Origin of the sequence: Pseudonocardia nantongensis (assembly GCF_046546495.1) — a bacterium.
GTDB classification, from domain to species: Bacteria; Actinomycetota; Actinomycetes; order Mycobacteriales; family Pseudonocardiaceae; genus Pseudonocardia; species Pseudonocardia nantongensis.
Genome location: NZ_JBKGXT010000033.1, coordinates 1 through 18437 on the forward strand (window position 1 = coordinate 1; position 18437 = coordinate 18437).

At 74.5% G+C, this 18437-nt stretch carries 13 protein-coding genes; 5 read left to right on the forward strand and 8 right to left on the reverse strand.

All coding sequences use genetic code 11. The annotated features are described in order from the left end of the window. Nucleotides 1-337, forward strand: a 337-nt coding sequence (locus ACLFMI_RS25645; RefSeq protein ID WP_410950529.1) for a transposase, incomplete at its 5' end; no start/stop codon positions are given. Between the two features lie 63 nt (nt 338-400). After that, nucleotides 401-784 (forward strand): DUF86 domain-containing protein, encoded by a 384-nt coding sequence (locus ACLFMI_RS25650; RefSeq protein ID WP_410950530.1) that lies wholly within the window; start codon nt 401-403, stop codon nt 782-784. A gap of 1 nt (nt 785) precedes the next feature. Here ACLFMI_RS25650 and ACLFMI_RS25655 read toward each other — a convergent pair whose 3' ends face one another. The 5 genes from ACLFMI_RS25655 to ACLFMI_RS25675 form a co-directional block, all read right to left on the reverse strand. Next, nucleotides 786-1877: a glycosyltransferase family 4 protein gene (locus tag ACLFMI_RS25655; protein WP_410950531.1), complete on the reverse strand. Its 1092-nt coding sequence runs from the start codon at nt 1875-1877 to the stop codon at nt 786-788. Beyond that, nucleotides 1874-2713 (reverse strand): alpha/beta fold hydrolase, encoded by an 840-nt coding sequence (locus ACLFMI_RS25660; protein WP_410950532.1) that lies wholly within the window; start codon nt 2711-2713, stop codon nt 1874-1876. Before ACLFMI_RS25660 ends, ACLFMI_RS25655 begins: the two co-directional genes overlap by 4 nt. A gap of 38 nt (nt 2714-2751) precedes the next feature. After that, on the reverse strand, nt 2752-3999 hold the full coding sequence (locus tag ACLFMI_RS25665) for a glycosyltransferase (RefSeq protein WP_410950533.1): 1248 nt from the start codon (nt 3997-3999) through the stop codon (nt 2752-2754). Beyond that, nucleotides 3987-4637, reverse strand: coding sequence for a hypothetical protein (locus ACLFMI_RS25670; RefSeq protein WP_410950534.1), 651 nt, complete (start codon nt 4635-4637; stop codon nt 3987-3989). The genes ACLFMI_RS25665 and ACLFMI_RS25670 overlap by 13 nt, the downstream gene beginning before the upstream one ends. A 130-nt stretch (nt 4638-4767) precedes the next feature. Beyond that, nucleotides 4768-6177 carry a maltokinase N-terminal cap-like domain-containing protein gene (locus tag ACLFMI_RS25675; protein WP_410950535.1) on the reverse strand — a complete coding sequence of 470 codons (1410 nt, stop codon included), beginning with the start codon at nt 6175-6177 and terminating at the stop codon, nt 4768-4770. Nucleotides 6178-6528: 351 nt separating this feature from the next. Here ACLFMI_RS25675 and treS point away from each other — a divergent pair, with 351 nt between their 5' ends. Further along, nucleotides 6529-8856, forward strand: a complete 2328-nt coding sequence (gene treS, locus ACLFMI_RS25680) for a maltose alpha-D-glucosyltransferase (protein WP_410950536.1) — start codon at nt 6529-6531, stop codon at nt 8854-8856. A 17-nt stretch (nt 8857-8873) separates the two neighbouring features. On the opposite strand, the gene ACLFMI_RS25685 is transcribed toward treS, so the two are convergent. Further along, nucleotides 8874-10208 (reverse strand): MFS transporter, encoded by a 1335-nt coding sequence (locus ACLFMI_RS25685; RefSeq protein ID WP_410950537.1) that lies wholly within the window; start codon nt 10206-10208, stop codon nt 8874-8876. Further along, nucleotides 10205-12589 carry a PEP/pyruvate-binding domain-containing protein gene (locus ACLFMI_RS25690; RefSeq protein ID WP_410950538.1) on the reverse strand — a complete coding sequence of 795 codons (2385 nt, stop codon included), beginning with the start codon at nt 12587-12589 and terminating at the stop codon, nt 10205-10207. The genes ACLFMI_RS25685 and ACLFMI_RS25690 overlap by 4 nt, the downstream gene beginning before the upstream one ends. 114 nt (nt 12590-12703) lie before the next feature. Between ACLFMI_RS25690 and ACLFMI_RS25695 the strand changes: the two genes are divergently transcribed. Next, nucleotides 12704-13330: a TetR/AcrR family transcriptional regulator gene (locus ACLFMI_RS25695; protein WP_410950539.1), complete on the forward strand. Its 627-nt coding sequence runs from the start codon at nt 12704-12706 to the stop codon at nt 13328-13330. 289 nt (nt 13331-13619) lie between these two features. Here ACLFMI_RS25695 and ACLFMI_RS25700 read toward each other — a convergent pair whose 3' ends face one another. After that, the gene (locus ACLFMI_RS25700) at nt 13620-15611 is read right to left on the reverse strand and encodes an alpha-1,4-glucan--maltose-1-phosphate maltosyltransferase (RefSeq protein WP_410950540.1); all 1992 of its coding nucleotides are present in this window, start codon (nt 15609-15611) and stop codon (nt 13620-13622) included. Between the two features lie 186 nt (nt 15612-15797). Between ACLFMI_RS25700 and glgP the strand changes: the two genes are divergently transcribed. After that, nucleotides 15798-18395 (forward strand): alpha-glucan family phosphorylase, encoded by a 2598-nt coding sequence (gene glgP / locus ACLFMI_RS25705; protein WP_410950541.1) that lies wholly within the window; start codon nt 15798-15800, stop codon nt 18393-18395. Nucleotides 18396-18437 lie beyond the last annotated feature (42 nt).

An 18437-nucleotide genomic window follows, 5' to 3' on the forward strand; every position in this document is an offset into this window, starting at 1 on the left:
CGGATCCGCGTTCCCCACCGCCGGGCACCTGGCCGCCTACGCTGGACTCGCGCCCGTGACGCGCCGGTCCGGGACCTCGATCAAGGGCGAGACCCGCTCCCAGCGCGGAAACCACGCGCTGAAGTCCACGTTGTTCCTGTCCGCCTTCGCCAGCCTCGCCGACCCCGTCAGCCGCGCCTACTACGACCGCAAGCGAGCCCAGGGCAAGCGGCACAACGCCGCCCTGATCTGCCTCGCCCGCCGCCGCACCGACGTCCTGTTCGCCATGCTTCGCGACCGCACGCCCTACGCCCCACCGATAGTCACCAAGCCTGATCCGGAGCTCGCTGCGGCTTGACAACCACATAGAGACACCCCCCGTGAGCTCGACGTCGAGACGGTGGTGAACCGCCTCCGGACGATGCGTCGCCTGTTGGAGCAGCTCGGGCGGCTTCGCGACGGAGACGTCCCCGGCGACGAGTTCGGCCGTCGGCTCCAGCTCGAACGCATCCTGTCGGCCTTGGTCGACCTCGCCGTCGCGATCAACACTCACGTCGTCGTCACCTCGCGTCGGGAGGCGCCGCACGACATGACCGGCTCGTTCCGGATGGCGGCCGAGGTGGGTCTGATCGACCCCGAACTTGCGGCCGCGATCGCGCCGTCGGTCGGTCTGCGCGACGTGATCGTCCACGCTGACGTCGATCTCGATGTCGGGCGGATGACGGCGGCGGTGCCGGCCGCCGTCGAGCAGTACGGCCGGTACGTGGAGCAGGTCGCCCGCTGGGTGCGCGCCCGGTCGTCCTGACTCACCCCCGACGCCGCGCGACCGCCTGCCTCAGCACCTGCAGCAGCGCCTCGGCCGCCCCGTCCCAGGTCTGCGCGGCCGCCCGTTCCCGCACCCGCTCCGAGCGCGCGGTCCAGTCATCCCCGGCGTCGAGAGACCGGACGGCCTCGGCGAACCCGGCCGGGTCGTCCGGGTCGGCGAACAGCCCGGCGTCCCCGGCGACCTCGCGGAAGGCCGGGATGTCGGAGACGACGACCGGGCAGCCGCGGGCCATCGCCTCCAGCACCGGCAGCCCGAAGCCCTCGTCCCGGGAAGCCGACACCAGCGCGGTCGCCCCGTCGAGCAGCGCGCGGTAGCCGGCGTCGTCGACGCCGTCGTGGAACACCGGCCGGGCCGGCGCGGCCAGCCGCTCGATCTCCTCCCGCACCCCGGCCGGGACGGGGGAGACCAGGTGCAGCTCGTGGCCGGGCAGCCGCGCGGCGGCCAGGGCCAGGGTCGCGACGTTCTTGTACGGCATGAACGACCCGGCGTAGACGATCCGGTCGCCCTCCGGCCGGGTCCGGGGCGGGGACCCCGCGGGCAGGTGGAAGTCGGTGGCGTCCGGGACGACGGTGACCGGGCGAGGGGTGAGCCGATGCCCCCGCACGAGGTCCCCGGTCGCCCGGGAGACGACGGCGACGACGTCGGCGCCGCCCAGCAGCAGCCGCTGCGGCCACCAGGACAGGTGGTAGGCCCGCCACAGTGCCCGCACCGGGGCGGCCAGCCACGGCGGCGGGGTGCGGTGCCGGTAGTAGATGAGGTCGTGCACGGTGAGCACGACGGCGTAGCGGCGGCCCCGCGTGCCCATCGTCTGCATCGGCGAGAACACGACCGCGTCCGGGTCGTCGCCGACCAGCCGGTTCACCCGCCGCGCCACGAACGGTTCGCCGGCCCCGGTCGGTGCGGGCAGGACGTGCGCGGGCCGGTCGGGGAGCCCGTCGCGCTGGCGGGGGTCGGACACCAGCAGCTCCACCGGGTGCAGCCGGTCCAGCGCGCGCACCAGCCCGGTGGTGTAGCGGCCGATCCCGTCCGGCTTCCCGGGCCGGATGTAGCGGCAGTCGACGAGCACTCTCACCCGGATCGGGCCTCCGGTCGGGCCCGGGCCTCCAGGAATGCACCGATCTCGCGTGCCGCCCACGCCGGGGCCTCGTAGTGCACCAGGTGCCCGGTGCGCGGCAGCACCGCGAGCCGGGCGTCGCCGAGCGCGGCGGCGAGCCGGTGCTGCCCGGCGAGCGGGGCGACCCGGTCCCGGGCCCCGGCGAGCAGCAGCGCGGGCGCGCCGACCACGCGGGCCCACGGCAGGGCCGACCCTGCCCCGGCCGCGCGGAACGCCTCCAGCAGCGAGTCCGTCGTCGCGTAGCCGCCGAAGTGCGTGCGGTGCTCGGCGGCGATCCACCGGCGCAGCCGGGCGTCGCGAGTGGTGGCCATCGAGACGGTCGCGGCGTCGGCCAGCAGCCGGTGCCGCAGCACCCCGTCCCAGGACCGGGCGGCGGCGGCCTCGTGCACCCATGCGGTGAGCCGGGTGCCGAGGCCGGTGATCCCGCCGGCCGCGTCGGCGGCCTCGGCGATCGGGTTGACCAGGACCAGGGCGCGCGGGCGGGCGCGTGCGGCGACCGCGGTGGCGACGACCGAGCCGAACGAGTGCCCGAGCAGGGCGGTGTCCCGGCCGAGATCCGCCAGCAGCGCGGCGGCCCAGCGGGTGTAGCCGGCCACGTCGTGCGCCCGGTCGGTGAACGGCGCCGACGCCCCGAAGCCGGGCAGGTCGGGCACGAGCACCCGGGCCCCGGTGATCCGCGACGCCAGCGGGGCCAGCCCGTGATGGCTGCCGCGCAACCCGTGCAGCGCCAGCAGCGGGGGCGCCGCCGGGTCGCCGAACTCGTGCAGCGCTGTCGGCGCGCCGTCCACGGTCACGGTGCCCGACCGGACGGCGCCGGGGGCCGGCGTCACCGTCACCGGTCGCTGCCGACCCGCCGGCGGGCGCCGCTGCGGGGCCCCCGCCGGGTCGCCCGCACCGGGACGACCGGGCGGGCCCGGGACCGGTACAGCTCCTCGAACGCGTCCAGGGTGGTCGGCATCGTGTGCTCGGCGACGATCTCCAGGCCGGCCGCGCCCATCGTGGCCGCGGCCGCCGGGTCGCCGAGCACGGCGAGCAGCCGGTCGGCCAGCGCGCCGACGTCGCCGTGCGGCCAGCGGTAGCCGTTCTCGCCGTGCCGGACCAGGTGCGGCAGCGCGCCCGCGTCCACCGCGACGACCGGCTTGCCGGTGGCCATCGCCTCCAGCGTGACCAGGCTCTGCAGCTCCGCGGTGCCGGCGTTGACGAACACGTCCACCGCCGCGTAGACGTCCGGGATCTCGTCGTCGTCGAGCCGGCCGGTGAACGTCACCGCGTGCTCGACGCCGGCCGCGCGGGCCGCCGCGAGCAGCCGCCCGCGCTCGTCACCCTCGCCGACGACGAGCAGCCGGGCGCCCGGCAGCGTGTCCCGCACCCGGGCCAGCGCCCGGATGACCTCGTCGACGTGCTTCTCCCGGTCCAGCCGGCCGACGTAGCCGGCCAGCGGGCCCTCCGGGAGCCGGTGCCGGGCCCGGAAGGCGGCACCGCGACCCGAGGTGTCGGGCCGGAACCGGGACATGTCCAGCCCGTTCGACACCGGCAGCACCGGTCCGGGGACGCCGTGCCGCTCGGCCAGGCTCGCCGCGTGCGGGGTCGGGGCGGTGACCGTCCCGGCCCGGCGCAGCACCCGCACCGTGTCCCACCAGAACAGCTTCTTGAGCTGCGGCTCGGGCAGGTGCAGGAAGCTGATCGACGGGATGATGTTGTCCGGGATCATGTGCGTGGTCGCGACCGCCGGGATGCCCAGGTCCGCGGCCGCGGTCAGCAGCATCCGGCCCAGGATCATGTGGCTCTGCACGTGCACGATGTCCGGCCGGGCCCGGCGCAGGATCGCCCGCGCGGTCTGCCGCAGGCCCGGTGGCGGGCAGATCCGGAACCCGGCCGGCTTGGGCACCGGCATCGACCGAACCCGGTGCTCGGTGATCGCCCCGACCCGCCGCGGCGGCCGGCTGCGGAACCCGCGCGCGGGTGCCGCGACGTGCACCTCGTGTCCGCGCTCGACGAGCCCGGCGGCCAGCCGGCGGGCCGCATAGCTGGCCCCGTTGACGTCCGGTGCGTAGGTGTCGGCACCGATCAGGACACGCACGCGTTCTCCTTCCGCGAAGCCGCGGCGCGCACCCACAGCGCGCGCCCGGTTACGAGCACGAGGCCGACGCCCAGCCCCACCGCCACCAGGATCCAGGGCCGGTCGGCCAGCTCCTCGGCGAGCCGGCCACCGACCAGGGACCCGATCCCGACCAGCACGGTGGCACGCACCGCGGTGGCCGGGAGCACCCAGGCCAGGAACCGCTCGAGACGCACCCCCGCCAGGCCGGTGGCCAGGAACGCGGGGATCGCGCCGACGTCGACCAGCTTCGCCCCGAGCACGACCCGGGGCAGGTTCTCGGTCACCGTCGCGCGCAGTGTCTCCCACCGGTCCCCGGTGAGTCCGAGCCGGCTCAGGACCGGGGCCACCCGCGGGCGGCGCCCGGCCCGGCCGAGCACGAAGAAGGCGGTGTCCGCGACGACGTCGGCGAGCACGGCCACCAGCAACACCGCCCACCAGTCGAGCAGCCCGGCACCGGCCAGCGAGCCCGCCATGACCGTGACGATCGGGCCCTCGACCAGCACGCCGAGGGCGATCAGGGCCAGCGTCGCGCCGACCGCGCCCGCGGACGGCGCGAGCCCCAGCCCCAGCATTTCCGCACCCGCCAGCGCGGGAACGACGGTGGCGGCCGGGCTCATCGGGGCACCCGGCGTGGTCGTGTCATCGTGGTCCTCCCGTGATCGAGGATTCCACGATCCCGCCGGCGCTCGCCCGGGGCGTCGGTAGTTGCCCGGGCGTCGGGTTCGCGAAGTTGCGGTGGCCGCCCGGTTACGTCGACGGCCGGAACGTGGTACGCGCGATCGCGGTGAGCGGGATCGGCAGCCACGTCGGACGGCTGCGGGTCTCGTAGAGCACCTGGTAGACAGCCTTGTCGATCTCGTAGGCACGCAGCAGCGCGGCCTGCTCGCGGGGGTCGGCGCCCGCGCGGGCGGCGTAACCGGCGCAGAAGGCGTCCCGGTTGGACGCGGACCAGGCGTGCGCGGATCGGCCCGCGTCGGTGTCCGAACCGAGATCTCCGCCGGGCGTGTCGCGGCCCGCCACGCTCCCGGCCCCGCCCAGCTCGCCCTGCTGCTGCAACAGGTGGTGGAACGCCGCGTACTCGAACGAGAACAACATGCCGACGACGTCGCGCACCGCCGCGTCCGGCGCGCGCCGCTCCCGCGCGGTCGCGGCCGGCTCGCCCTCGAAGTCGATGAGCAGCCACCCGCTCTCCGGGGTGCGCAGGGTCTGACCCAGGTGCAGGTCGCCGTGCACCCGCTGCACGGTCACCGGGCGGCCGAGGGCGGCCACCTCGTCGTAGACGGCGCGAATGGCGGGCACGTGCGGGGCGAGCACCGGGACCTGCCCGGCTACGTGCTCCAGCCGCGACGTCCAGTACCCGGCCATCGCGGCCGGATCGGCCTCGGTGGTGCCGAGCTCGTCGCGGAGCGCGACGTGCACGTCGGCCAGTGCCTCGCCCAGCGCCCGCGCGTCGGCGGTGAACGGGTGCCCGCCCCGGACGGCCGCGGTGGCGCGCTCCCAGCCGTCCTGCGAGCCGGCCGCGAACTCCTGCAGCAGGCCGTAGGTGGCGGGCTCGCCGCCCAGGGTGCCCTCGACGGCGCCCTGCAGCGCGGCCACCGAGGTGGACCCGGCAGCGCGCAGCGCCCGGTGCAGCTCCAGGTCCGGGTTCACCCCCGCGGAGAGCCGACGGTAGATCTTGAGGATGGACCGCTCGCCCCAGCGGACCGAGGTGTTCGACTGTTCGGCGTCGACCACCCGGCCGGTCTCGGTGACCGGCAGCGTCGCGCCCGGCTCGGGCACGAAGTCCAGGCCGCCGGCGCGCCGACCGTCCCGGATCGCGGCGAGCAGCCAGCCGGTGACGGCCGGGTCGTGCAGGCCGTCGTAGAGCACCTCGCCGTGCACGGTCCCGATCACGGCGGCCGGGCTCGCGTCGTCGGACCCGGCGCGCCGGGCCAGGTGCAGCTGGTAATACCGGGACGGGCCGTCGGCGAAGTCGGCGGCGAGCACCAGCACCTCCAGGCCGCGCAGCGGGCCGGGTGCGGGCAGCTCTGCCCGCTCGGCGACCCGGACCGCCTGCAACGGGCGGCCCTTCTCGGCGAACCAGCGGCGGGCCGGCAGCCAGTCGCGGAGCAGGGCGGGGAGCGCCGTGAGGTGGTCGGGTGCTCCGGTCGGGCCCACGCGTCGTCCCCTTCCCGCCGGGCCGGCGCCCGGCCATGCCTCTCGCCGCCGTGGCGGTGCCGGCGCGCGGGTACCGCGCGCCGGGCGAACCCTAACCGGCAGCCACGGTGCGGGCCCGGGTGCACGGCACGGCCGGTGGTACGGTCCGTGCCGGAACGGCGACCGTTGGTCACGGGCGGTCACCACCCGCGGAGGTCTCCCACCGCGCCCGCCGTCTCCGGGCGTCCCGGCGCCCGGCAACCCATACTGATCCCGGCGCCCGCGCGCCCGCGTCGGTGCCGCACGCCCGCGTGCGGCCGGTGCAGCACGGGTGTCGGAGGACCCCCGACAGCGACCCGGAGGACCGGCGGCGTGACCGAGCGAGAGCCGATGGCCGAGACCCCCGCAGCGGAGCACGAGGACCGGGTCGCCCCGGCGGAGCCGACGGCGGTGTTCGAAACGGTGCCGGCCGAGCAGGCACACCAGCCCGACCCGACCGAGGTCAACTACGCCGAGTACTTCCACCCGGCGCGCCCGCGCACCCTGCGGCACCGCGCCCGGGCCCGGTCCACGGTGCGCCGGCGCTCGGTCGCCCAGGACGGCCCGGCGTCCGGCGACAACCCGGTCTACGTGTCCTGGCTGCTGGCCCAGTCGATGCTCTCGCACGCCGACGAGCTGGCCCGGCAGTTCTCCGGGCAGGGCTCGATGTGGCAGAACCCGTTCGCCAGCCCCGGCCCCCGGCACGCGGTGGAGACGGCGTCGGTGTGGTTCACCGCCTACCCGATCTCGCTGATCACCCCGGCCGGCACCTCGTTCCTCGGCACGCTCGGTGACACCGACCTCTGGCAGGCGTTCGAGACGATCGGCATCGAGGCGGTGCACACCGGGCCGGTGAAGAAGGCCGGCGGTATCTCCGGCTGGCAGCCGACCCCGAGCGTGGACGGCCACTTCGACCGGATCTCCAACGAGCTCGACCCGGCGTTCGGCACCGAGGACGAGTTCCGCGCCATGTGCGGCACCGCGACCTGGCACGGCGGCACGATCATCGACGACATCGTGCCCGGCCACACCGGCAAGGGCGCCGACTTCCGGCTCGCCGAGCTCGGCTACGGGGACTACCCGGGCATCTACCACATGGTCGAGATCGAGCCGGCGGACTGGAGCCTGCTGCCCGAGGTGCCTCCCGGCCAGGACTCGGCGAACCTGGACGCGGCCACCGAGGAACAGCTGGAGAAGGCCGGCTACATCGTCGGCCGGCTGCAGCGGGTGATCTTCTTCCGGGAGGGCGTCAAGGAGACCAACTGGTCGGCGACGGCGGAGGTCACCGGTGTCGACGGCGTCGCCCGGCGGTGGGTCTACCTGCACTACTTCAAGGACGGGCAGCCGTCGGTGAACTGGCTGGACCCGACGTTCGCCGGGATGCGGATGGTGATCGGCGACGCCCTGCACTCGCTCGCCGACCTCGGCACCGGCGCGCTGCGGCTGGACGCCAACGGCTTCCTCGGCGTCGAGAAGTCGGCCGCGGGCACCCCCGGCTGGTCCGAGGGGCACCCGCTGTCCGAGGCGGCCAACCACCTGATCGCCTCGATGGTGCGCAAGGTCGGCGGGTTCACCTTCCAGGAGCTGAACCTGACCGTCGACGACATCCGGGCGGCCTCCGAAGCCGGTGCGGACCTGTCCTACGACTTCGTCAACCGCCCCGCCTACCACCACGCGCTGGCCACCGCGGACACCGAGTTCCTGCGCCTGACCCTGCGCACCGCGCACGAGGTCGGGGTGGACCCGGCGTCGCTGGTGCACGCCCTGCAGAACCACGACGAGCTGACCTACGAGCTGGTGCACTGGACCGCTGGGCATGCCGACGCCGTGTTCGCGTTCCGCGGCGAGGAGATCACCGGTGGCGAGCTGGCCGACACGATCCGCCGCGACCTCTGCGAGAAGCTGACCGGCCCGGACGCCCCGTACAACCTGATCTTCACGACGAACGGGATCGCCTGCACCACCGCGACCGTGATCGCGGCCTCGCTCGGCATCTCCGCTCTGGACGACATCGGGCCCGGCGACGTCGCGCGGATCCGGCAGGTGCACCTGCTGCTGGTGATGTTCAACGCCTTCCAGCCCGGCGTGTTCGCACTGTCGGGCTGGGACCTGCTCGGCATGCTGACCCTGCCCCCGGAGCGGGTCTTCGACCTGCTCTCCGGCGGCGACACCCGGTGGGTCTCGCGGCCCGCGCACGACCTGATGGGACACCGCCCGGACGCCGAGGCGTCGTCGTCCGGGATGCCCCGCGGGCGCAGCCTCTACGGCCCGCTGCCCGAGCAGCTGGCCGACGAGACGAGCTTCGTGCGGCAGATGCAGGCGATCCTGGCGGTGCGCAAGCACTGCGGGGTGTCCACGGCCGAGCAGATCGACGTCCCGGACGTCGCGCACCGCGGGCTGCTGGTGATGGTGCACCGGCTCGATGACGGCCGGATCGAGGTCACGGTGCTCAACTTCGCTGACGAGCACGTCGATGCGGCGGTGCGGTCCGAGCACCTGGAGCCCGGTGCCACGGTGCGCGACCTGTTCTCCGGAGAGGACGTCGGCACCGTCGACGACCTGCAGGGCTTCCGGCTCGAGATGACCCCGTTCCGGGCCACCGCGCTCGTCCTGGAGCCGCCGGTGAGCGCGGCCGACGACGAGGCCCCCGCCCCGGCCTGAGCGGTGCCGGCGCGAGGTCACCCGCGCCGGGGCAGCGTGGCCGCGACGGCGACCCCGATCGCGGCGGTGCCCGCGAGCACGGCGAACAGCACGGTGTCCGCGCCGGGCGAGGTGAGGGCCAGCGGGCCGGCGAGCAGGCTCGTGCCGAGGATGCTGCCCAGGTAGCGGCTGGTGAAGAACACCCCCGTCGCCATCCCGGTGTCGCGCTGCTCGACGCCGTGCAGGGCACCCAGCTGGAAGGCCGGCATCGACAGGCCGACGCCGGCGCCGACCACGCCCAGGGCGACGACCAGTAGCGGGAGCGGGAGCCCGGTCGGGTCGAGCAGCAGCGGTATCAGGCCGAGCAGCAGGAGCGCCAGCCCGGCGACGGCGGGCAGCCGCAGCCCGGCCCGGTCCGCGAGCCGCCCGCCGAGCAGCGCCAGCGGCGAGGACGCGAGCGTCAGGGCCCCCAGGACGAGGCCTGCCTGCGCGCCGTCGATCCCGCGGGTGTGCAGCAGCTGCGGCACGGCGAGCAGCGTGACGTAGAAGGCGAGGTTGGCCAGCCCGATGCCGGCCGCCGCCGCGACGAAGCTGCGCCGGGTGAACAGCCGCGGCGGGAGCACCGCGTCCGGATGGCGCCGCTGGTGGCGGACGAACGCCCACGTCGCCACGACCAGCACCACACAGGCGACGACGAGGACGGCCCCGCCGGGGGCGGTGTCCAGGGTCAGGGTCAGACCGACGAGCAGTGCGCACAGCCAGCCCGCTCCCACGATGTCGAACCCGCCGGGGTCCTCCGCGCGCGCGGCGCGGGGCACCACCCACCAGCCCAGCACCAGGGCGAACAGGGTCACCGGGAGGTTCACCAGGAAGATCGCCTGCCAGCCGCCGACCTCGACCAGGACGCCGCCGAGCACCGGACCGACCGCGGCCGCCAGCGGCAGCACGGCGCCGATCACGCCGAACGCCCGGCCCAGCCGGTCGGACGGGGCGGCCTGGCGCAGCAGGGCGAAGCCGGTCGGTGTCATCAGCGCGGCCGCGACGGCCTGGGTGACCCGGCACGCGACGAGCAGCGCCAAGCTGTGCACGAACGGCGCCAGCGCGGAGGCGACGAAGAACAGCGCGTACCCGGTGAGCAGGACCGGCCGCGGCCCGAGCCGGTCGCCGAGCTTGCCGGCGACCGGCTGCAGCGCGGCCATCGCGATCAGGTAGGCGGTGACCAGCCAGCTCATCGCGCTCGCGTCGACGCCGAGGTCGAGTGCCATCGGCGGCAGCGCGACCGCGATCATGGTGGAGTTCAGCGGGCCGAGCACGGCGCCGCACAGGACGACGGCGGTGACCGCGCCGGCCCGGACGGGACGGGTGGTGGTCACCGGAGGGTGCCGGCGAGCTCGACCGTGCCGGCGCCGCCGTCCACCACGACCTGCTGCCCGTCGGACAGCACCCGGGTGGCGTTGACGGTACCCATGACCGCGGGGATCCCGTGCTCGCGGGCCACGATCGCGGCGTGCGATGCCGCGCCACCCGCGTCGACGACGACGGCGGCGGCCAGCGCGAACAGCGGGGTCCACGTCGGGTTGGTGTAGGGGCAGACCAGGACCTCGCCGTCCTGCAGGTTCGCGAACTCCGACTCGTCGCGCACGACCCGGACCGGGCCGGTGGCGGCGCCCCGGCTTGCCGGGGTGCCCCGTACCCGGCTCGCGTCCTCGGGCTGGGCCTGCAGCGTCGCCGGAACGAACGTGTACCCGGGCAGGGCGGCCCTGCGGGCGGCCCTGCGCGCGGCGACGACCTCCCGGACGGCACCGGGCGCCAGGCTCGTCACCTCGCTGCGCTCCAGGTAGGCGATGTCCTCCGCCGCGTCGAGCACGTCGCGCTCGACGAACCGGCGCCCCAGCTCCAGCAGGAGCCGACGGGCGACGGCCAGCGTCATCACCAGCTGGTAGTGGCTGTCCTCCCGGAACCCGGCGGTCCGGCGCTCCACCTCGACGATCCGCCGGATCACCGGCGTGAGCAGCCGGGCCCGCAGGCCACGCGCGCGGCGGAGCTCGGCGCGGCTGCGCGCGAGCCGGGCCGCACCGTCGCTGTCGGCGGGTGGACCCTGCGCGAGGCTCTTGATGAGCCCGTGCGCCACCTCCGGGGTCTCCCGCAGCGGCGGCAGCCCGACCGTGAAGATGGACATCTCGCGGAACCCGAACTCGCGCAGGTAGGCCTCGACGTCGGCGAGCAGCGCCCGGCCCGCCGCCGTCTCGCGCAGCCGTTCGGCCACGTCTGCGGCCGGCTGCTCGCGGTAGATCCGCAGCAGCTCCGGGTCCGCCCGGACGGCCGCGGCGAGCCGGTCGATCGTGGCATTGGCCTCGGTCGTCACGCACGGCACCGCGGACATCAGCCCGGCGTGCAGCCCGTCGGCCCGCTCCCGGCCGACGACGGCGGCGATCAGCCGCTCGACGGCGGCCCCGGCCAGGAGCCCGCGGGGCATCGCCCCGAACCGGGACGGCATGAGCGAGCCCAACGTGCCCATCAGGGCATCGACCTGCCCGAGCAGCTCGGCGTCGGAGAGCGCACCGAGGTCGGCCGCATCGGCCCGCCGGCACAGCGCCACCAGGGTGCCCTCCGACCGTGCGCGCCAGCCGCTGGTCGAGGTGCTCACCAACCGGGCGAGCGAGGGCACGGCTCGTGGCGCGCCGGTGAGGGCGCGGCGGGTGAACCGGACCTGCTGCGGCGGGACGATCTGGACCACTCCGTCGCCGATCTCGACGATCGCCTCGTCGAGCGTCGGCGTGGCCAGACCCGCCGCCCGGGCGGCGCCGATCATCGCGCGGATCGCCGGCCGGAGGAACAGCGAGACGTCCATCGGGAACGGGGGGAACGGCATGTGGTCGGCGGCCATCCCGTAGTCGCGGCGCGCTCGCGGGGCCTCCCGCGGGGCCGCCTCGGGCTCGGCGGGCGGTTCGGTGGGCAGGGCGGTCAGCGGCCGGGCCTGCACGAGCTGCAGACGACCCGCCGCGCGGGTCCACTCGATGTCCTGCGGACAGCCGAACGCCGTCTCGATCTCGCGGCCGAGCCGCACCAGCTCACCGATGTCCGGTACCGACACCGACCCGCTGACCCGTCGCGCGGTGGACTTGTCCAGGACGGCGTGCTCGCCGCTGACGGTGCCCGAGACCAGGTCCTCGCCGAGACCGCGCACCGCTTCGACCACCACGTGGTCGCGCCGCCCGCTCACCGGGTCGGCGGTGAACAGCACCCCGGCCCACTCGGCGTCCACCATCTCCTGGACGACGACGGCCAGCGCCAGCTCGCTCTCGTCCCAACCCTGGCGTTCGCGGTAGGCGACCGCCCGCGGTGTCCAGAGCGAGGCCCAGCAGTCGCGGACGGCGTCGAGCACCGCCTGCCCGCCGTCGACGCCGAGGTAGGTGTCGTGCTGGCCGGCGAACGAGGCGTCGGCCAGATCCTCCGCGGTGCCCGACGAGCGGACGGCCACCGGCCCTCCGATCCCGGCGTAGGCGGCCAGCACCGCCGAGGCCACCCGCTCGGGTATCGGAACCTGCGGGATCCGCTCGTGCAGCTCGGCGGCCGGGCGGCCGGTGAGCCCGGTGGCATCGAGGAAGTCGCGGTACGCCGCGGTGGTCACGACGAACCCCTCGGGCACCGGGAACCCGGCGTCGATCAGCGCGCCGAGGCCGGCGCCCTTGCCGCCGACGAGCTCGATCTCACGCGGCCCCACGCGCGGCAGCGGAAGTGTGTAGTCGGCCACGGCGGGCTCCTCGCACCTGGATTCGGCTAATCTTCACCGTCTGGTGGAGTTCGACGCTACTGTGTCGTAACGCAATGTTCAACAAGCGATGAAAAGCAAGAAGCAGATGGGCGGATGGCCGTGGGCGAGTCGGACGAGCCGGACGCGGCAGGCAGGCCCGGCCGGTGGCGCACCGGGGAGCGCAGCCGCCGACGCATCCTCGATGCGGCCCGCGCGTCGTTCGCCGAACGCGGCTACGACCGCGCCACCATCCGCCGGATCGCGGCCACCGCAGAGGTCGACCCGGCGATGGTCTACTACTTCTTCGAGACCAAGTCGCGGCTGTTCAGCGCGGCGCTGGAGATGCCGGTGAACCCGGCGGAGCGGGTCGCGTCCGAGCTCGCGGAAGGCCTCGACGGCCTGGGCGAGCGCATCGTGCGGCACTTCCTGGGCGTCTGGGACCAGGCGCCCACGATCGAGCCGCTGCTCGCGCTGCTGCGGTCCGCGCCGACCGACGAGCGCTCGGCCGCGATGTTCACCGAGTACATCGAGCGGGAGATCATCACCCGGATCGCCACGGCTGTCCCGGAGCCGGCGCGCCTGCGTGCCGAGCTGCTCGGATCACACCTGATGGGCCTGATGCTCGCCCGCTATGTGCTCCGTATGGAGCCGCTCGCCTCGACCCCGCCGGACACCGTCGCGAACTGGATGGGGCCGACCCTGCAGCGCTACCTCACCGACCCCGCTCCGGAGCCGGCCTGACCGCAGACGGCCCGTCCGGTTCCCCGGTTCCCCGAGGGGTCCCCTCGCCGCGCACAACCTCTCACCGTCCACGCTGGACGACGACCGGATCGCGCAGGACTGGCTGGACGTCATCGCGTTCGGCGGCACCACGCCCGGCCCGGGCCTCCCGACGCCGGGCACTACGGCTACCTGGAGCGCCCGGTCGAGGTGAACCGGGCCCTGGTCGACTACCTGGTGTGATCACGGATCGGGAGCAGATCCGGCCGCGAGTGGCCGGATGCGTTCCGGATCCGTGATCGGTCCGGGCTCAGAGCACCGGTACCTGCGCGGGCAGCCGCAGCACGTGCGCGACGTTCTCGGTCGGGATCAGCCGGACGAAGTTGCGCTCGCCCCAGCGGAAGGTTTGCCCGGAGACCTCGTCGTGGACGTCCACGACGTCCTCGTATCGCAGGCCCAGCGCCGGCATGTCCAGGGTGATCGTGCCCTGGCGCGCCTCCCACGAGTTCAGCGTGCAGACGACGAGCACCTGGTCGCCGGTGGCCGGGTCGAGCCGGGAGTAGGCGATGATCTCCTCGTTGTCCACGTCGTGGAAGTGGATCTCGCGCAGCTGCTGCAGCGACGGGTGCGCGCGCCGGATCTCGTTGAGCTGGGTCAGGTAGGGCTCCAGCGACCGGCCCTGATTCAGCGCGGTCTCGAACTCGCGCGGGCGCAGCTCGTACTTCTCCGAGTCGAGGTACTCCTCGCTGTCCGGCTTCACCGGGACGCCCTCGTACAGCTCGAATCCGGAGTAGACACCCCAGGTCGGCGACATCGTCGCGGCCAGGGTGGCCCGGACGGCGAACATCGCGGGCCCACCGTTCTGCAACGACTCGTGCAGGATGTCCGGGGTGTTGGTGAACAGGTTCGGCCGGCACTCGTCGGCGTGCTCGGCGTGCATCATGGCGAAGTCGGCCAGCTCCTCCTTGCCGGTCCGCCATGTGAAGTACGTGTAGGACTGGGTGAAGCCCAGCCGCGCGAGCCCGAACAGCCGGGCCGGACGGGTGAACGCCTCCGCCAGGAACAGCACCTCGGGATGGCGGTGCTTGACCTCCCAGATCAGCCAGTGCCAGAAGTTCGGCGGCTTGGTGTGCGGGTTGTCCACCCGGAAGATCTTCACGCCGTGCTCGACCCAGGTCAGCACCACGCGCAGGCACTCGGTGTAGATGCCGTCCGGGTCGCGGTCGAAGTTGAGCGGGTAGATGTCCTGGTAGCGCTTCGGCGGGTTCTCCGCGTACGCGATCGTCCCGTCCGGACGGACGGTGAACCACTCCGGGTGCTCGGTGACCCACGGGTGGTCCGGCGCGCACTGCAGCGCCAGGTCGAGCGCGACCTCCATGCCGAGCTCCTCGGCCTTGGCGACGAACGCGTCGAAGTCGTCGAAGTCGCCCAGCTCGGGGTCGATCGCGTCGTGACCGCCCGCGGCCGAGCCGATCGCCCACGGGGACCCGACGTCGCCGGGCTCGGCGTGCACGGAGTTGTTGCGGCCCTTGCGGTGTACCGTGCCGACCGGGTGGATCGGCGGCAGGTAGGCGACGTCGAAGCCCATCCGCGCGACCCGGTCCAGCTCCTTGGCCGACGTCGCGAGCGTGCCGTGCACCGCGCGGCCGGTCTCGTCCCGGCCGCCGGTGGAGCGGGGGAAGAACTCGTACCAGGAGCCGTACAGCGCGCGCCGCCGGTCGACGTGGATCTCGCGTTCCGGCCCGCGGGTGATCAGTTCCCGGACCGGGCGCGCGGTCATGATCGTGACGACGGCGTCGAACAGGGCCGGGGCTATCCGCGCGCGCAGCGGCAGTGCGGTGTCCCGCAGCGTGTTCGCCGCGCCCAGCAGCAGGTCGCGCTGCTCCTTCTCGGCCGGGCGGCGGCCGACCCGCTGCAGCAGCCGGGCCCCGGTCTCCAGGTCGTTGGCGAGCTCGTCGGGGGTCTGGCCGGCGGCCACCTTCTTCTCCACCGCGTTGCGCCAGGTCGACCACGGGTCGCTCCAGGCGTCCACCCGGAACGTCCAGCGGCCCTCGGCGTCGGGTGCCACGAACGCGACGAACCGGTCGGTGCCGGCGCCCTCGGGCCGCATCCGGACGTAGCGGGGCTGGCCGGGGCTCCCGTCCGCCCGGAGCGGGGTGAACACGACGTTGGCCGCGACCGCGTCGTGACCCTCCCGCCACACGTTCGCGCGGACGGGCACGACCTCGCCGACCACGGCCTTGGCCGGGTCTCCGCTCTGCACGAAGGGGGTCACGTCATCGATTCCGAGCCGCCCCGTCATCGGGCGTCACCCCCGGTTCCAGCTCGAGATCTCGTGCACGCCGGGACCTGTGTGGCGCACGGGACAACCGTACCCAGCCGGTCCCGGGCGGCGCGCGACGGGACACGCCCGTTCGTGCCCCGGCATCGGCCGTGCCCGGGGCGCGGGTCTCCTGCCCGGACGGGGACGGCGTTAGTCTCACGCGCCGTGAGAGCCCTGCGCCGATTCACCGTCCGTGCCCAGCTGCCCGGTCCGCTGGCCCTGCTCCAGACGCTGGCGACGAACCTGCGGTGGACCTGGCACGCGCCCACCCGGGAGCTGTTCGCCTCGCTCGACCCGCAGGCCTGGTCGGCTTGCGGGCAGGACCCGGTCCGGTTGCTCGGCGAGATCCCGACCTCCCGGCTGGACGAGCTCGCCGCCGACGAGGCGATCGCGGCGACCGTGCGGGAGCGGGCCGACGAGCTCGAGGCCTACCTGGCGGGGCCGCGCTGGTACCAGGAGGAGGCGGGCGACGACCCGGCGCTGCCCGACGCCGTCGCCTACTTCTCGATGGAGTTCGGCGTCTCCGAGGTGCTGCCGAACTACTCCGGCGGCCTCGGCGTGCTGGCCGGCGACCACCTCAAGGCGGCCTCCGACCTGGGCGTCCCGCTGGTCGCGGTGGGGCTGCTCTACCGCTCCGGCTACTTCCGCCAGTCGCTGTCGCTGGACGGCTGGCAGCTCGAGCACTACCCGGCGATCGATCCGCAGGGGCTGCCGCTGCAGCTGCTCACCACCGGCGGTGACCACGGGGGCGACCCGCTGCTGGTCGAGGTCGCGATGCCCGGCGACCGCACGCTGGCCGCCCGGGTGTGGGTGGCCCGGGTCGGCCGGGTTCCGCTGCTGCTGCTCGACTCCGACATCGAGGAGAACGAGCCGGACCTGCGCGGGGTCACCGACCGGCTCTACGGCGGCGACCAGGACCACCGGATCCAGCAGGAGATCCTGATCGGGGTCGGCGGCGTCCGCGCGGTGCGCGCGTTCTGCGCCACCACCGGGCACCCGACGCCGGAGGTCTTCCACACCAACGAGGGGCACGCCGGCTTCCTCGGCCTCGAGCGGATCCGCGAGCTGTGCACCGGTTCGGCGGTCGCCGCGAACGGGGCCGGGCCGTCGTCGAGCTCACCGGTGACGGCGTCCGGGTCCGGGCTGGACTTCGACGAGGCGCTGGCCGCGATCCGCGCCGGGACGGTGTTCACCACCCACACCCCGGTGCCGGCGGGCATCGACCGGTTCGGGCTCGACCTGGTCCGGCACTACCTCACCGACCGGTTGCTTCCGGGCCTGCCCGCCGACCGGCTGCTGGCGCTGGGCTCGGAGGAGAACCCGGAGACCTTCAACATGGCGCACATGGGCCTGCGGCTGGCCCAGCGCGCGAACGGGGTGTCCCGGCTGCACGGGCAGGTCTCCCGCGACATGTTCGGCGGGATGTGGGCGGGCTTCGACCGTGACGAGGTGCCGATCGGCTCGGTCACCAACGGCGTGCACGGCCACACCTGGGAGGCCACCCAGGTCACCGAGCTGCTCGGCGATCCGCCCCCGGACCGGTCGGCGCACCCGCCGACCGAGGTCTCCGACGCCGACCTGTGGGCGCTGCGCAACACGCTGCGCTCGCGGCTGGTGGACGAGGTGCGCCGGCGGGTCCGCGCGGCGTGGCTGGAGCGTGGCGCGTCCGAGCCGGAGCTGGGTTGGACCGACCACGTCTTCGACTCCGACGTGCTGACCGTCGGCTTCGCCCGCCGGGTGCCGACCTACAAGCGGCTGACCCTGATGCTGCGCGACCCGGACCGGCTGCGCGGGCTGCTGCTCGACCCGCACCGCCCGGTGCAGCTGATCGTGGCCGGCAAGTCGCACCCGGCCGACGACGGCGGCAAGGCGCTGATCCAGCAGATCGTCCGGTTCGCCGACGACGCCGGCGTCCGGCACCGCATCGTGTTCCTGCCCGACTACGACATGTCGATGGCCCGCTACCTCTACTGGGGCTGCGACGTGTGGTTGAACAACCCGCTGCGCCCGTTGGAGGCGTGCGGGACCTCGGGCATGAAGTCGGCGCTGAACGGCGGGCTGAACCTGTCCATCCGGGACGGTTGGTGGGACGAGTTCTACGACGGCGGCAACGGGTGGGCCATCCCGACCGCGGACGGCGTCGAGGACCCGACCCGGCGCGACGACCTGGAGGCGAACGCGCTCTACGAGCTGATCTCCACCCAGGTCGCGCCTGCCTTCTACGACCGCACCGACGGCGTTCCCACCCGCTGGGTGGAGATGGTGCGGCACACGCTGAGCACGCTGCGCCCGAAGGTGCAGGCGACCCGGATGGTCCGCGAGTACGTGCAGGACTGGTACGTCCCGGCCGCCCGCGCGGCCGCCGACGTCACCGGGTCGGACTACGCCGCGGCCCGTGACATCGCGCAGTACCGGGCCCGGCTGAACAAGGCCTGGAACCACGTCCGGATCACCGGGGTGGACGCCTCCGGGCTGCCGGAGACCCCGGTCGTCGGGTCGCCGATGACGGTCCGCGCGGGCGTCGACCTGGCCGGGCTGGAGCCCTCGGACGTGACGGTGGAGGCCGTCGTCGGGCGGGTGGACGACACTGACGAGCTGGCCGGGCCGATCACGGCGGCGATGGAGCACCGCGGCGACGACAGCTGGGAGGTCGCGGTACCGCTGCCGCACGCCGGGCTGACCGGGTACACGGTCCGGGTGCTGCCCCGGCACCCGCACCTGTCGTCGTCGGCGGAGCTGGCGAAGATCGTGCTGGCCGGCTGACCCGGCCCCGGCGACCGTCCGGGGGCAACCCCGGGTCCGTTC